The sequence below is a fragment of the Enterococcus xiangfangensis genome (assembly GCF_005405365.1).
Taxonomy (GTDB): domain Bacteria; phylum Bacillota; class Bacilli; order Lactobacillales; family Enterococcaceae; genus Enterococcus_A; species Enterococcus_A xiangfangensis.
The window spans coordinates 328,350-343,471 of record NZ_BJDX01000001.1; the positions used below are offsets into that span (position 1 = coordinate 328,350).

The window sequence follows — 15,122 nt, forward strand, 5'->3', positions numbered from 1 at the left end:
CAAATGTGAAAACAGCTATTTTTTTATACCCAACCCTCTGCACTTGAATGCAACAAAAAGGAAGTATCGAGAATCTCGACACTTCCTTTTTCTTTTATTATGGATAGATTCGATTCAACAAACGTGGGAATGGAATAGCTTCACGCACATGATCGATTCCTGCGATAAACGTGATCGTCCGTTCAAGCCCTAAACCAAAACCGGCATGCGGCACTGTACCATATTTACGCAAATCTAAATACCATGAATATTCTTCTTCACTTAAACCAGCTTCACGGATTTGTTCTAATAAATAATCATAATCTGTCGCCCGTTCTGAACCACCGATAATCTCGCCGTAGCCTTCTGGCGCGATTAAATCAGCACAGATCACGACGTCTTCACGTGTTGGATGTGGTTTCATGTAAAAGGGTTTGATTGCTTTTGGATAATTTAAAATAAAAACAGGACGATCAAATGAATTGGCGATAAAAGTTTCATGCGGCGAACCAAAATCATCGCCCCATTCAATATCATCAAAGCCATTTTTCTTCAACAATTCAACCGCATCATCGTAAGAAATCCGAGGATAAGGAAGTTTTGTGTAATTCTTCAAGACTTCTTTGTCGCGGCCTAAAACATCTAGTGCATAATCGCAATTAGTTAAAACACTTTGAACTAAATACGCAACATATTGTTCTTGAACTTCTAAGCTTTCTTCTTGATGCATGAAAGCCATCTCTGGTTCGATCATCCAAAATTCGATCAAATGACGACGTGTTTTTGATTTTTCAGCTCGGAACGTTGGACCGAATGAGAAGACTTTGCCTAACGCCATCGCTGCAGCTTCCATATACAATTGGCCACTTTGAGAAAGGTAGGCTTTTTGGTCAAAGTAATTAGTTTCAAATAAATCGCTGGTTCCTTCTGGCGCTGAACCAGTTAAAATCGGCGGATCAACTTTAACAAAGCCGTTGTCATTGAAAAATTCATACGTTGCACGGATCACTTCGTTACGGATCAACATGATTGCGTGTTGTTGTGATGAACGCAACCATAAATGACGATGATCCATTAAGAAATCAACCCCATGTTCTTTCGGCGTGATTGGATAATCATGACTTTCACCGATCACTTCGATCTCTTTTACGCCTAATTCATAACCGAATTTTGAGCGTGTGTCTTCACGAATTTCACCCGTTACGATGATCGATGTTTCTTGTGTCAATTCTTTGGCTAAATGGAAGACCTCTTCAGACACTTCGCTTTTTACAACAACTGCTTGGAAATACGCCGTCCCATCACGCAGTTGTAAAAACGAGATCTTTCCGCTTGAACGTTTATTTGCGACCCAAGCGCCGATTTTTACTGTTTCGCCAACATGATTCTTGGCATCGATGATTTGAATTTGTTCCACAAATGTCTCTCCTAACTTTAGTTATCCCGAAATGATTTTTTACTGCTTACTATTTTCAATAAAGCGGCGAATCCGTACAACAGCTTCTTCTAAATCCTCCATGCTGGCTGAGTAACTCATCCGGACATTATCAGGAGCGCCAAAACCTTCGCCTGTCACCAGCGCAACGTGTTCTTGTTCCAGCAGATCATTCACCCAAGTCGTTACATTGTCGTAACCGCCCATTGCCATCGCTTCCTTGATATTTGGAAACAGATAAAATGCACCTTGGGGTTTGTTCAATTTAAAACCAGGCAAGTCAGCAAGTTTAGGATAGATTGTATTCAACCGCTCTTCAAATGCTTGACGCATTTTTTCTGCAGTCACTTGCTCACCCGCTAAAGCTTCTACTGCAGCGGCTTGGCTGACTGACGCCGGATTGCTGGTTGCTTGTGAAGCAATTGAAGTCATCGCTCCGATGATCTCAGCATTTCCGATTGCATAGCCAATTCGCCAACCTGTCATCGAATATGTCTTTGATACACCGTTGATAATTACTGTATGGTGGAAAATCTCGTCAGATAAAGAAGCAATGTGAGCTGCCTCGTTTCCATTATAAACAAGATGATCATAAATATCATCTGAAACTATCAACAGCTCATGACGAACTGCCCATTCGCCGATCTCGCGTAATTCAGCTTCTGTGTAAATCATTCCCGTTGGATTCGATGGCGAATTGATGATCAAGGCTTTCGTCTTTTCAGTTCGGGCAGCTTCAAGCTGATCAAGAGTGATCTTGTAATCATTTTCCTGTGATCCTGTTACAAAAATCGGATTGCCTTGCGCTAATTTGACTTGTTCGCCGTAGCTGACCCAATAAGGAACTGGGATGATCACTTCATCTCCCGCATCCAAAATCGCTTGAAACAATGTATACAAAGCAAATTTGGCACCGCTAGTTACGATAATATTTTTAGGTTCAATCATCAAGCCATAATTTTTCTCAGTAAAACCTGCAATTGCAGCCTTCAATTCTGGAGTCCCGCCAGAAGGGGTGTAGAAGCTGACCTTGCCGCTTTTGATTCCCTCAATCGCAGCGGATTCGATATTTTCCGGAGTAGTAAAATTCGGCTCTCCGACGGTCAGATTAATGACATCTAATCCTTGGGCTTTCAATTCTTTCGCTTTAGCAGCCGCTGCCAAAGTGACGGACGGTTCTAGGTTTGTTACACGTTGAGATAATTTCATGACTGATAACTCCCTTACCAAGATTTTTTAGATTTTTTTGATGACTTTGATTTCTTCACCGTCTTTAAATGCCAGCAAATAGTAATAGATTTCGCCTTGCTCATCTTTTGCGGTGATTTCCCAAGCCGTTTGATCCTGATAGATCCCCAGATTGGCCTTTTCAAAAATCAGCTTTGGATGATCTTTTTCAAAAAGTTTTTCGACTTGCTGTTCTGTCAGGCCGTCTTTTTGACTTAGAACACGGACCTTTTCACCAGATTTCGGAACGATCACAATGATTGCTTCACCAGTGTTGTTTTCACCTGTGACTGTAAAATAAGTCTTTTCACGATTGAACCAATAAAATTGATCCACCGTTTTCAAGTCGGCATATTTTTCTGCCATTTGGACAGCTTCTTTTTTGGCTTGCTGCATCGGACGATTTGAACGAATAAAAATCATAGTAGCTCCTACGATAACGATCAATAAAAAAGTCACGATTCCTAATAGCCAACGGTTGAGTCTTTGTTGACCTGCACTATTCGTATCCAAAATCATCCTCCTTCCAGACAAGCTACATTATACCAAAATAAGGGCTCCCCCTCATTAATTCTCTTCATTTTTGTCAGAATTTAAAAATTGATCGATCTCCAACAAAATTTCTGCCAATGGCAATTGTTTGATCGGCAATTCTTTCGGCAATGCCTTGCGCAACTTTTCGCCATATTTAGCAGTGATGAACCGCTGATCTAATAACAGCATCACGCCTTTGTCTTTTTCCGAACGAATCAAACGGCCAAGTGCTTGACGCAACCGCAGTGACGCATGAGGGACTGCCTCTTGATAAAACGGATTGATCCCCGCCGCTGCTAGAAAATCATTACGGGCTTTCACTTGCAGCCGCTTTGGATTTTCAAATGGCAGCCGCGTTACGATCAAAATTTGCAAGATATCACCAGGCAAATCGATGCCTTCCCAAAAACTATCTGCTCCAAATAGTAATGCATCCTTAGAGAGCAAAAAGCGTTTCAACAGTTTCTCCCGACTACCACCGATGCCTTGCGCTAAGAGATCTCTGCCTTCATTCAGCAATGGAACGCGGACTCGCTGATACACACGGTTCAAAATATCGTGAGAAGTAAACAGCACTAGGATCGGTCGCTGTTGACTTCTTGCCATTTGATGAACGACATTTGCCACATAGTGCGCATATTGATCCGGAGATGATGACTGGATGCTGATGCCTTCCGTTGGTAGATAGACCCTCGCTTGGCTGGCGTAATCATATGGACTGCTGATAATTTTCAGTGCTGCCTCAGGAATTCCCCAACGTTTCGCGAAATAGTGCCGATCACCGCCGATTTTTAATGTACCGCCTAAATAAAGAATCTGCTGATAGCGTTCGTACCATTTTGTCTCGCTGATCATCGATGCTTCCAAGTCTTGTACCTTGAACGTTTTACGACTCGCATTGAACCAATGAACATAACGAGCCGCCCATTTTTCACTGAAAGTTTCAAAGGCTGTCTTTTGTTGAGCCAAACTATCTAATAATGCTTGCAGATTGCTCCACTCAGCTTGCTCTTTGATAGTAAACGTTTCTTTATACAGTTTAAAGTAAGCTTGCAGCTGATCCCCTAACGTTAATGCGTCCTGATACAAAAGCTCGATTCGCTGCAAAAGTTGTTCGCCGGCTGGAGAGAGCTGGTCAATCATTTCTTTTGTGATCAAACGCTCTTCTTGCGCAGGAAACGCCACTTTAAATATTTGATAAAAATCGATCAGATCTTCATTTAATTCCTGCAAGACATCTTGAAAAATCTCAAGCATGTGCTGCGTCTGCTGATCTTTTTGGACCAATAGCTGCCATACAGAAAACTGCTGATCGTCCCACAAATGATTGAACATGCGTTGGACTGCGATAAAATTGAACTGCTGAGTACTATTTTTTTCCAATACATGATTTAAATGATGTGCTTCATCGATGATCAAATACGGACTTTTCGGCAATTGCGGTTCTTTGCGTTGATCTTCTTGTGCTAAATACGCATGATTGGTGATGATCAAATTGCTTTGCGCCAGCTTTTCTTGCCGATGATAAATAAAATCTGCTGGATAAAATGGGCTGTTAGGATTTAATGTGTGGACGCCCAAATGCGCGACCTCTTGCCAAAAAGGATGCTTTAAGCTGGTCATATTCAGTTCATCAAAATCGCCCGTTTCCGTCTGCGTCAACCAAACCAACAGCGCCATCTGGTAAAAGGTATATTGTTTTTGTTCTGATTTTTTTTCGAAACTTTGATAAAAACGATCCAAATCGAGATAGTGACGGCTGCTCTTCATTACTACCGCCTGCAGCGGCTGATCTAGCAAACGATTGATCAATGGCAGATCATGTTTCAATATTTGTTCTTGCAGCAATAAGGACACAGTACTAATCACCAGCGGTTTTTCTGGCGTCGCCAAATAACTCAGCGGCAATAAATACCCCAGCGTCTTGCCAATCCCGGTGGCAGCTTCTACTAATACGTTCTTGTCTTCCTTTTTATTAAAAAAATCATACACTAAATTCATCAAACGCGCTTGTTCTTTGCGAAAATCCAATTCGCCGCGATACACTTTTTCCTTATCTTTACGAGAACGTGGGTATGCCTTTTTACCAAAATAAGTTTCCGCAAAAAGCGGGACGTTTTTTTTGCGCAGGGCTAAGCCATGAATAATAACTAAATCTTTTGATAACGGCTTAGGATCTGCCTGCATACTTGTCAAACAATCTTCTAGATAGGCTTTTGTTTGATAAGCCATTTGATTGGCGGCCGTAATAATCTTTTCCAGCGTAATGATCGGCAACTCTTTTATTTTTCCCTCTAAATGCAATAAAAGCTGGGCGGTAACATCCGCATCACTATCGGCTTGATGAGGATTTTCATGCTTCAGGTGCAGTTCTTGCGCCAAATCTTTTAGGCGAAAACTCAAAGAAGTCGGCATAAATACTTGCGCCAACTCTACGGTATCGATCCCTGGAATCGTTAGCGGCGCCATGCCGCACCGCTCTAATTCGTTGCTCAAAAAAGGATAGTCAAAATGAATATTGTGGGCCACAAAGACCGTATCTGCTAATAGATTAGTAATGGTTTGAGCCACATCTTCAAAATAAGGGGCTTTTTTGATTCGCTGATTGGTGATTCCGGTCAGTGTTTGGATCTGTGTGGGAATATTTTGATCTGGATTGATATCTGTTGAAAAATGCGTCACGATCTTGCCATCTTCGATCAGTGCACAGCCGAATTGGATGATTCGATCCGCTTGGGGATCCGTCCCAGTCGTTTCGATATCCACGACTGCATAGCTTTTTTTCACATTTGCCCCTCCTTCCTCAAACTAGTAAATTTTCTATTTAAATTATTTTATAAATCATCATCTTTACCAAGTGATCAAGTACTCACTGTTTAGATTCAGTATTTTCTAACAGGATGATTTCAATCGACCTGCCGAAAAAGCGGACAATCATTTGTCAGCTTCCTCACGCATTATATCTGAATAGTACCACTTTCTACAAGAAAGTTCTTTAGTTAAAGCGATTCCAATTCTAAAACAAAAAAAAGCCAGATGCTTGCGCATCTGGCTTTATAAGTCTACTAATTAAGCTTTGTTAACGTTTGTAGCTTGAGGTCCACGTTGGCCGTCTTCTACGTCGAAAGTCACTGCTTGACCTTCTTCTAAAGTTTTGAAGCCGTCGCCTTGGATAGCTGAGAAATGTACGAATACGTCATTTCCGTTTTCAGCAGTGATAAATCCGTAGCCTTTTTCTGAGTTGAACCATTTTACTGTACCTTGTTCCATGTTAAACATCCTCCTAGGATAAAAATTAATTTGTAATTACTTGAATGGTGAAATAGGAAAGATGTTGTCTGAAACAAACTTGCCAATATTACCGTACAAAAACTACAATTAGAAGTATAACACACATTAAGCGATAACACTAGCTCATTGCTTAATATTTTTATTGTTCCATCTGAACGACTTAACTATCAATACCGCAAAATCGCTAGTAAACTCTTCTCATCTGGTGCATCTTTTTGATCCAATACAAAGACTTGTCCACCATTTTTTATCACATTGTCAGCAATCTCGTTCAAGACTTGACGCCGGTCATACTCTACAGCTGGATCTTCTCCGAATCCGTTCACTAGATTTGACGTTGCGATAAATAGATGAGAAACTTTGCCTTCTTTTGCGGCAGGTACGATATCAACTAGTTGATCAACGAATTTTCGATCGCTCAATTTTTGGTACGATTTTGTTTCTACCGCTGCTAATTGATCAGAAATTTTTTGAATCTCTTGTTTGATCTCATTGATGTTCGCTTGTGCCGGTGAACCGCTAATTGCTGCTTTATCTGAATAATATGGATTTTTCGCAATCTTTTTGAATTGCGTTTGATTTTCCGGTAAAGCAAAAAGATATAGTGGCAATTGATCGGGATTCTCAAATTCTTTCAAGAAATTGTCGACAGCTTGATAATAATTTACCCAGTCGATTTCAACTTCTTCATCTTTTGTGTTCACCCCGTGAAAACTACCGACTTCACCGCCACGGGCTGAAACATTCAGATTTCCGCCGGTCAATTCGTCACCAAGAGCCGTCACGATGTCTTTGGGTGCATCTGCTGGAAGTTCAATCGCAGTAATTTCTTTATTGCGGACAGCGTAGAGTTTCATTGAATCGCGATTCAACCCCATCAAGTAATACGAATAGTTAAACTGCATATTCTTGATGATCGCCAATAAATAGGGCAAGTCGCTGACATAATATTGATCATCGACTGGAATAGTTAAGCGATGGCTATATATTTCATCTGCGGTCAAAATCACCGCAACACTTTCTGTTCCGCTGCGCCAAAAATCACCATCTGCTAATAATTGATCAATTTTTTCTTGGAATGGTTCAAAGCTGTGATCAGTGTACTTTTTGTCAAAGCGTTGTTTTGCTTCTTTAGCAAAGTTTTTAAACATGATTTGGTCTTTTTCAACAGCTTGATGCCCATGATGCGTATTTAACATAAATGTGATAAACGGACCGTTCGCTTCTTCTGAAGTCAATTCAGTTAGTAACTTTTTACTGATATTTGCCATAAATGTACCCTCCTATTTAGATCTTCCAATTTAAGTGTAACATAGCTCTTAAATTCCCCGAAACAAAATGCAACCCTTACATTATGAAATATAACGAAAAATTCCACCGAAAATTGCATAAATTTTTTCTAATTCATTTCTTAGTAATTAACAAACAACCATTCATGAAATCGCTGACCGTTTGCTTTATTATGAAAATATACCAATTATCCCGAATTGGTTTTTTCATACTTACTCCTACCAAGAGTAAATAACAACCTTCATTTCCACCATAGTGACGGCTATGGTGGTTTTTTCTTTACTTTTGGTCTAGGCTAGAAAAAAAGAGCAGAAAAATTTCTGCTCTTACAGTTCATGATATTCTTTGTAGACATCTTGTTTCTTTAAATCGTGTCGTTTTGCGACTGTTTTGATTGCTTCTTTTGGCGCTTGTCCTTCTTCGATCAACTGCTCTACTTGCTCTTTCAATGAGCCGACAAAGATTTCGGCTGCTTCTATCTCGACCGCACCGGAGACGAGCAGGCAGCATTCGCCTTTTAACGAATGTTCTGATAGATAATCAATCAGTTCTTCAGCCGTTCCTCGCAAGTATTCTTCATACACTTTCGTCAATTCGCGGCAGATCACCACTTCACGATTGCCAAAAACTTCCAAGATATTTTTTATGGTCTCTTTTACTCGATGAGGCGATTCATAAAAAATCAATGTTGCTGTCTGATTTTTTAGATCTGTTAATTCTTTTTTTTGAATGCTTTTTTTCCGCTGCAAAAAGCCATAAAAATAAAATGGCTGGGGCATTAAGCCTGATGCAATCAACGCTGTCATTCCCGCTGTCGCTCCCGGCAAGGCAACGACTGGAATATTTTCCTCGATGCAAGCTACGACTAATTCGTGACCAGGATCACTAATCGACGGCATCCCTGCATCACTGACTTGCGCGATCGAATTGCCATTTTTCAAAAAAGCTAGCAATTCTGGAATTCGTTCATTGTAATTGTGTTCATGCAAACTTTTTTGCGGCGTCTTCACTTCAAAGTGATTCAACAATTTTTGTGTATTGCGCGTATCTTCACTCGCGATTAATTCAACAGTCTGCAATGTCTTGACTGCGCGAAACGTCATATCTTCTAGATTGCCGATCGGCGTTGGTACTAAATACAACGTCCCCACTGCTTGCGCGAAACTTTTTTGGATCCTCACAGTCATTTCCCCTCTCTTCCTATTCTACACAGCGAACCCATTTTCCAGCTATTCAAAACGAATCTTCACTAGACGCTTTTACAAAAAAAGGGCGTGACATCAGCGACGTCATACCCATTTTAAAATAAACAGCTTTTTGTCATGAGCTACTTTTGTTTGCTTTCGCGATAAATGACATCTAAACAAAACGCACACGGTTCATCTTGTTCACGCCTTGAACCATAGAGCAGATTGCAGACATGAAACCCATCTTCGTATATTTTCTCAAGATTCAAACGTGATTCTGATAGTTCTTGCCGCTCGTCTAAGACAGGAGACTTCTTCTCATCGATTGCACGGATCCGTTCCCGCAACCGTTCATTTTCCATCTCCAATGTCGTATTTTTTTCTACGAGTTCCAGCAATGTTTCTTTCATCGAAACGAGATCTTCAAGATTTTTGTGCATGTCTTGTTCTAATTGATTCAAGCCATCATACAAAGAACGCCGATCCATCATGCTAGATCACCTGCTTCAACTAGTTCTTGATAATCAAAATCAACCGTTGCATCGCGGCCGAATAATCGGACTTTTACGACTTTGCTGAGCAGGTTCAAGCCAATGACTTTCCCCCGTCCTTCTGGTGTATTGATTTCTTTGCCGTAGTCAGGCATCGCTTTTTTGGCCGCTTCGTATTCACTATTTTCGTATTTCAAACAGCACATCAAGCGCCCGCAAAGACCGGAAATTTTCGTTGGATTCAATGATAACCCTTGTTCCTTAGCCATCTTGATAGAAACTGGAATAAAATCTCCTAAAAAAGTTGAGCAGCATAACGGGCGGCCGCACGGTCCGATGCCGCCAAGAATCTTGGCTTCATCCCGCACACCAATCTGACGCAGCTCAATCCGAGTGCGAAAAATTCCTGCTAAATCTTTAACCAATTCGCGAAAATCAATCCGTCCATCTGCCGTAAAACTAAAGATCATTTTACTGCGATCGTATGTGTACTCTACTTGAATCAGCTTCATTTCCAACTCATGCGCACGAATTTTTTCTTTGGCAATCTTAAATGCTTCGCTAGCATCCGCCGCATTTTGTGCCGCTTTATTCAATTCTTTATCTGAGGCTTTATGTAAAATCATTTTTAAATCATCAGATAGATCTTTTTTGGCGATCTCTATTTTTGGAATTGCCACTGTCGCAATCTGGTGCGCCTGCTGTGACTCAACCAAGACTTTATCATTATAAAAATATTCGCTTTTCCCTGGCGCATAATAATAAATACGGCCTGCGTCACGAAAACGAACACCCACAACTTCAACCATGGTTTTCCCTACTCTCTTAAATAACGTTACGGAAAAATAATATGCAACGTTATTTGTTCTGCGATATTTTGAAATGATACGTTCGCTTCTAGTTTTTGATTGGCTGATAAAACTTCCTCTAACAGGCGATTGTAATTTTCCAAGCCTGACTGTTTCTGTCTCATCACTTGATTGCGTTTTTCCTTAACAAAATACGCCAAAATTTCAAAAGCGAATTGTTGTTGTGTTTTATCTTTAAACGTCTTCACCAATTTTTTTTGAACATAGATAAACGCTTGCGGATCATTTTTTTCGAGATAATTAAACCATTGAATAACAGCATCTCTAGCTTCATTAAACCATTCATCTTTTGAGATTTCAACAGCTTTTCCATAACTATTTGTTAAATTCGCCAAGAGTTCGGCTGTTTTTGCGGGGATTTGTTCTGCTTCCAAACGAGATTGTAGACGTTTTGTAGACAACGCTTGGAAATGAATGATCTGACAGCGTGATCGGATCGTCGGCAAAATTTTCCCCAATGACTGGGTCTCTAAAATAATCATAAAATTAGCTGGCGGTTCCTCTAGAAACTTCAATAAGCTGTTCGCTGAATTTGTATTCATTTTTTCCGCTTGATGGATGATCACGACTTTCTTCGCAGATTCAAAGCCGCTTTTGGTCAACTCGCTTTGCAGCGCACGAATCTGATCAACTTTGATCGATTGGCCGTCGGGGTGGATCTCCACGACATCGGGATGATCTTGACTGGCGATTCGCAGACAATTGTTGCATTTTTCGCAAGGCATATTCTCCTGTAACGCTAAGCAAAATAGATGCTTCACAAACCATAAAGCCAACTCAGCCTTGCCGGTCCCTTGATCCCCTTCAAAAAGATAAGCATGGGCCATACGCCCATGCTCAAAACTGTTTTGTAATTGGCGAAAAACAATCGGCTGAATTGTCTGGAGTCTTTGTGCTTCGTTCATCTTAGTACTGATGGAAGCCTTCAACTGGCAAGACAAAGACTGTCGCGCCGCCGACTTCAACTTCAACAGGATAAGGGACTTGTCCGTCTAAGGAGATGTCTAAGGTTACTGGTGTCGTCACATACTGAGTCCGTGCTTGACAAGTTTCTTTGATCAAAGCCAAGGCAGCCTCTACTCGTTCATCTTCGATCCCAATGATAAACGTGCTGTTGCCCGCTTTTAAAAAACCGCCGGTAGAAGAAAGTTTAGTTGCTCGAATATTAGCATCAATAAATTCATTGGCTAAGCGGTTAGAATCTTTGTCTTGGACGATTGCTAAAATAAGTTTCATAGTTTGCCACCTCTCATGAATGAAAATAGTTTGGATAACGTGTCAACAACTCGTAAAAACAAGCACTCACGACTTCGTCTAAACGTTTCCGAGCATCGATTTTGATAATTCGATCGGGATTTGCTTCTGCCAATTTTAAATAAGCATGCCGCACCCTCTGATGAAATTGTAACCCTTCTGAGTCCAAACGGTCAATTTGATTGGTCCGATTCTTCATAATTCGTTGCAAACCAGTGTCTGAATCGATATCCAAATAAAGAGTGACGTCTGGCACCGTGCCTTCGACTGCAAACTCATTGAGTTTAGCAACTTCTGCCATGCCGATACCTCTTCCTGCTCCTTGATATGCCAACGAGCTGTCAGTGAAACGATCGCACAAAACGATTTTATCTGCTTCAAGCGCAGGCCACACTTTTTCGACTAGATGTTGACGGCGAGAAGCTGCATACAGCAAGGCTTCTGTTCGATCATCCATTCGGTCATGGCTGGGATCAAGGATCACGTGACGAATTTTTTCAGCGATCGGAATGCCTCCAGGTTCTCTTGTCTTGACGATGGCTCGTTTCGCCGTTAATTGTAATCTAGGATAAAGTTCATTCAGCACACTCGTTTTGCCTGCGCCGTCTGGTCCTTCAATCGTAATAAATAATCCGCTCACGTTCTTGTCCTCCAAAATATTTATGATCTTATCTATCTTTTTAAAAAGACACCGCGAAATCTTTATAATTCACGGCGTCCTTCCACTGCTTTTAACAAAGTGATTTCATCAGCATACTCGATATCGCTGCCGACAGATAGTCCGTGAGCCAATCGAGTGACTTTGATTCCAGCTGGTTTAATCAGACGCGACAGATACATTGCCGTCGCTTCGCCTTCAGTCGTGGCATTGGTTGCGATGATGACTTCTTTGATTTCGTCATCATGCAGCCGTTTAATCAAAGGCGCGATATTGATATCTTCTGGTCCGGTTCCTTCCATCGGTGATAGCACACCATGGAGCACATGATAAAGTCCGTGGTATTCACGAACTTTTTCCAGCGACATCACATCTTTAGGTTCTTCTACAACCAAGATTGTACTGCGGTCGCGCGTTGTATCCGAACAAATCTCACACGGATCTTCTTCTGTGATATTTCCACAGACACTGCAAAAACGCAGATCGCGTTTGACACTGATCAAAGAACGTGCAAATTCATTAACTGATTCGTCTTTCATGTCGATCGTGAAAAAGGCTAAACGGGTCGCGGTTTTTTGTCCGATTCCCGGCAGCTTCATATAACTTTCAATCAGCTTCGCAATTGGTTCTGGATATTGCATCCTGTTCATCCTCTCTTTCAGAAAGGCTTCACGGACTCGTTTTACTTTTGAATACTAAGACCAAAAGCTAGTTCGTTCAGCCGGACATGAATTCTACCGCTGACTTGTTTATAAAAAATCAGCAGCCAACAACTAAAAACAAAGTCGCTTACATTCCAGGAAGTCCCTTTGTATATTTTCCCATTGTTTGATCGGTTTCTTTAGTAATTTTTGTAATCCCATCATTGACTGCTAAAACGATCATATCTTGCAGCATCTCTGGATCTTCTGAATCGATCAATTCAGGATTAATCGTCATCGTCTTCATTTTTTTATCACCGGTAAAGGTTACTGTGACTAAGTCATTCGTCGAACTTCCAATGAATTCTTTAGCATTCAATTCATCTTGAGCTTTGACCATTTCCTTTTGCATTTTTTGCATTTGTTTCATCATACCTTGCATATTTCCCATTCCGCGCATCATTGTTTTTTTCGCTCCTCTAATCTTTTTTGATCGTTACTAGATCGCCAAACAAACTTTTTGCTTGTTCAACGACTTCATTCGTTTCTTCAGGTAGTACGACTTCATCTTCTGTCCCTATCTCTTTGGTCGCTTCCGGGCGATCGTGATGTTGACTGAGAAAAGCTTGGCGCAAGCGCGGCCAGCTTTCACGAGTAATAAAGACAAATTCTGGCGTGTAATCTTTGATCATCATACTTAAACTATTCTGCATATTCAAGCGCAGTTCCTCATTACTGTCTGCACGCTGACAAACGATCTCATAATCAAAAGTCACCAACATAGAATTTGGTCCTGCCGCCATCGGTTCACTCGCTTTCAACATCGCACGTTGAGTCACTGGTAAAGCCATCAATAGATCTTCCCAAACGTTCTTCACATTTATCAAATGATCTTTGGTCGCTTCACTTAATACTTGATAGACCCGTTCTGTCGGTACGCGATAACTGCTGACAGTTTTTTTCGGCGTTGCTTTGTGCTCCATTTTTTCTGTTGGATTGGCTTTTATTTGCTGGATTTCTGTTTGCAGTTGTTGCAGTTGCTGTTTCAAGGAAGCTAATTCGGCTTGATCAGCTGGCTGTGCTGCTGAATTCGGTGGCTGACTTGACGTTGGCATTTCGCTTGGCGTTTGTGGAGTCGCCAGTTTCACCGTCGCAACTTCTAAATAAACATTGGCGTGATTGGTAAAACGAATCTCATTTTGTGTCTCGCTTAAAACCTTGATCATCGCATATAAGCGTTCAGAGGCCGTCGTTTCAGCTAATTGTTTGAATGTATCGGTCAAATACGCGGCACGAGCTTCCAAAAGCTGCGGCGCTTGCTGATAGATCAACACGTCTCGGCAATACAATAATAAGTCTTCCGTTAAACGGCGAGCTTCTTTTCCTTCTGCCAAAATATTTTCTAGGATTTCTAACGCACCACTGACGTTTTGCTGCAGACATGCTCCAATGAAAGCATCCATCATCTCAGTCGTTAAACTGCCGGTCACTGCTAATGCATCGGCTAACGTGATTGTTTCATTACTGAAAGAAATCGCTTGATCCAAAATACTCAGTGCATCACGCATCCCGCCTTCAGCTGCACGGGCGATCACTGACAATGCTTGTTCTTCATACGGCTGATTGCTTTCTCCAAGAATATAAGCCATCCGGCCAATGATCGCCGGAACACCGATTCGCTTAAAATCAAATCGCTGTGTCCGTGAAATGATCGTTGCCGGTATTTTATGCGGCTCTGTCGTTGCTAAGACGAAAATCACATGTTCTTTTGGTTCTTCTAACGTTTTTAACAACGCGTTGAACGCACCAGTCGAAAGCATATGGACTTCATCGATGATATAGACTTTGTAGCTAGCCGCAGTCGGTGCATAATTTGCCCGATCACGGATAAAACGAATCTCTTCCACTCCGTTATTACTAGCCGCGTCGATCTCGATCACGTCTTCTTGTCGTCCTTCGGTGATCGAACGACACATCTCACACTTGTTACAAGGTTCCCCATCAACGCTGTTGGGACAATTGATGGCTTTAGCAAAAATCTTCGCGGCACTGGTCTTTCCTGTTCCGCGGGGACCGGTGAACAGATATGCGTGGGAAGTTTTTTGTTGCTGAATCGCATTTTTAAGTGTCTTTGTGATCGCTTCTTGTCCGACCAAGTCATCAAAACGTTGCGACCGCCAAACGCGGTAAAGTGCTTGATACGCCATAATTCTCCTCTTTCCTTTTAAAATCACTGCTTTTTATTATACGTGATTTTATATAAAAA

At 41.4% G+C, this 15,122-nt stretch carries 15 protein-coding genes; all 15 read right to left on the bottom strand.

Annotation, left to right across the window (positions count from 1 at the left end):
* Nucleotides 1-97 precede the first annotated feature (97 nt).
* Nucleotides 98-1,396 carry an asparagine--tRNA ligase gene (gene asnS / locus FFM68_RS01625; protein WP_137617693.1) on the bottom strand — a complete coding sequence of 433 codons (1,299 nt, stop codon included), beginning with the start codon at nucleotides 1,394-1,396 and terminating at the stop codon, nucleotides 98-100.
* 39 nt (nucleotides 1,397-1,435) lie between these two features.
* A complete protein-coding gene (locus FFM68_RS01630; protein ID WP_137617694.1) occupies nucleotides 1,436-2,623 on the bottom strand; it encodes a pyridoxal phosphate-dependent aminotransferase in 1,188 nt (395 codons plus the stop codon).
* Nucleotides 2,624-2,650: 27 nt separating this feature from the next.
* Nucleotides 2,651-3,154, bottom strand: coding sequence for a cell wall elongation regulator TseB-like domain-containing protein (locus FFM68_RS01635; protein WP_137617695.1), 504 nt, complete (start codon nucleotides 3,152-3,154; stop codon nucleotides 2,651-2,653).
* A 54-nt stretch (nucleotides 3,155-3,208) separates the two neighbouring features.
* Nucleotides 3,209-5,962, bottom strand: a complete 2,754-nt coding sequence (locus FFM68_RS01640; RefSeq protein WP_137617696.1) for a helicase C-terminal domain-containing protein — start codon at nucleotides 5,960-5,962, stop codon at nucleotides 3,209-3,211.
* Nucleotides 5,963-6,244: 282 nt separating this feature from the next.
* Nucleotides 6,245-6,445, bottom strand: coding sequence for a cold-shock protein (locus tag FFM68_RS01645; RefSeq protein ID WP_010740784.1), 201 nt, complete (start codon nucleotides 6,443-6,445; stop codon nucleotides 6,245-6,247).
* Between the two features lie 188 nt (nucleotides 6,446-6,633).
* Complete coding sequence (locus FFM68_RS01650) at nucleotides 6,634-7,737, bottom strand: baeRF6 domain-containing protein (RefSeq protein WP_137617697.1); 1,104 nt, start codon at nucleotides 7,735-7,737, stop codon at nucleotides 6,634-6,636.
* A gap of 345 nt (nucleotides 7,738-8,082) precedes the next feature.
* Nucleotides 8,083-8,943 (bottom strand): 16S rRNA (cytidine(1402)-2'-O)-methyltransferase, encoded by an 861-nt coding sequence (gene rsmI / locus FFM68_RS01655; protein WP_137617698.1) that lies wholly within the window; start codon nucleotides 8,941-8,943, stop codon nucleotides 8,083-8,085.
* Nucleotides 8,944-9,083: 140 nt separating this feature from the next.
* Complete coding sequence (locus FFM68_RS01660) at nucleotides 9,084-9,431, bottom strand: DNA replication initiation control protein YabA (RefSeq protein ID WP_167483436.1); 348 nt, start codon at nucleotides 9,429-9,431, stop codon at nucleotides 9,084-9,086.
* A complete protein-coding gene (locus tag FFM68_RS01665) occupies nucleotides 9,431-10,243 on the bottom strand; it encodes a PSP1 domain-containing protein (RefSeq protein WP_137617699.1) in 813 nt (270 codons plus the stop codon). The genes FFM68_RS01660 and FFM68_RS01665 overlap by 1 nt, the downstream gene beginning before the upstream one ends.
* Nucleotides 10,244-10,269: 26 nt before the next feature.
* Complete coding sequence (gene holB, locus FFM68_RS01670) at nucleotides 10,270-11,208, bottom strand: DNA polymerase III subunit delta' (protein ID WP_137617700.1); 939 nt, start codon at nucleotides 11,206-11,208, stop codon at nucleotides 10,270-10,272.
* Between the two features lies 1 nt (nucleotide 11,209).
* Nucleotides 11,210-11,539 carry a cyclic di-AMP receptor DarA gene (gene darA, locus FFM68_RS01675; RefSeq protein ID WP_137609501.1) on the bottom strand — a complete coding sequence of 110 codons (330 nt, stop codon included), beginning with the start codon at nucleotides 11,537-11,539 and terminating at the stop codon, nucleotides 11,210-11,212.
* A gap of 13 nt (nucleotides 11,540-11,552) precedes the next feature.
* On the bottom strand, nucleotides 11,553-12,197 hold the full coding sequence (gene tmk, locus FFM68_RS01680; RefSeq protein ID WP_137617701.1) for a dTMP kinase: 645 nt from the start codon (nucleotides 12,195-12,197) through the stop codon (nucleotides 11,553-11,555).
* Nucleotides 12,198-12,259: 62 nt separating this feature from the next.
* On the bottom strand, nucleotides 12,260-12,856 hold the full coding sequence (gene recR, locus FFM68_RS01685; RefSeq protein ID WP_137609499.1) for a recombination mediator RecR: 597 nt from the start codon (nucleotides 12,854-12,856) through the stop codon (nucleotides 12,260-12,262).
* A 148-nt stretch (nucleotides 12,857-13,004) separates the two neighbouring features.
* A complete protein-coding gene (locus FFM68_RS01690; RefSeq protein ID WP_137617702.1) occupies nucleotides 13,005-13,319 on the bottom strand; it encodes a YbaB/EbfC family nucleoid-associated protein in 315 nt (104 codons plus the stop codon).
* Nucleotides 13,320-13,335: 16 nt separating this feature from the next.
* Nucleotides 13,336-15,063 (bottom strand): DNA polymerase III subunit gamma/tau, encoded by a 1,728-nt coding sequence (gene dnaX, locus FFM68_RS01695; protein ID WP_137617703.1) that lies wholly within the window; start codon nucleotides 15,061-15,063, stop codon nucleotides 13,336-13,338.
* Nucleotides 15,064-15,122: the final 59 nt, after the last annotated feature.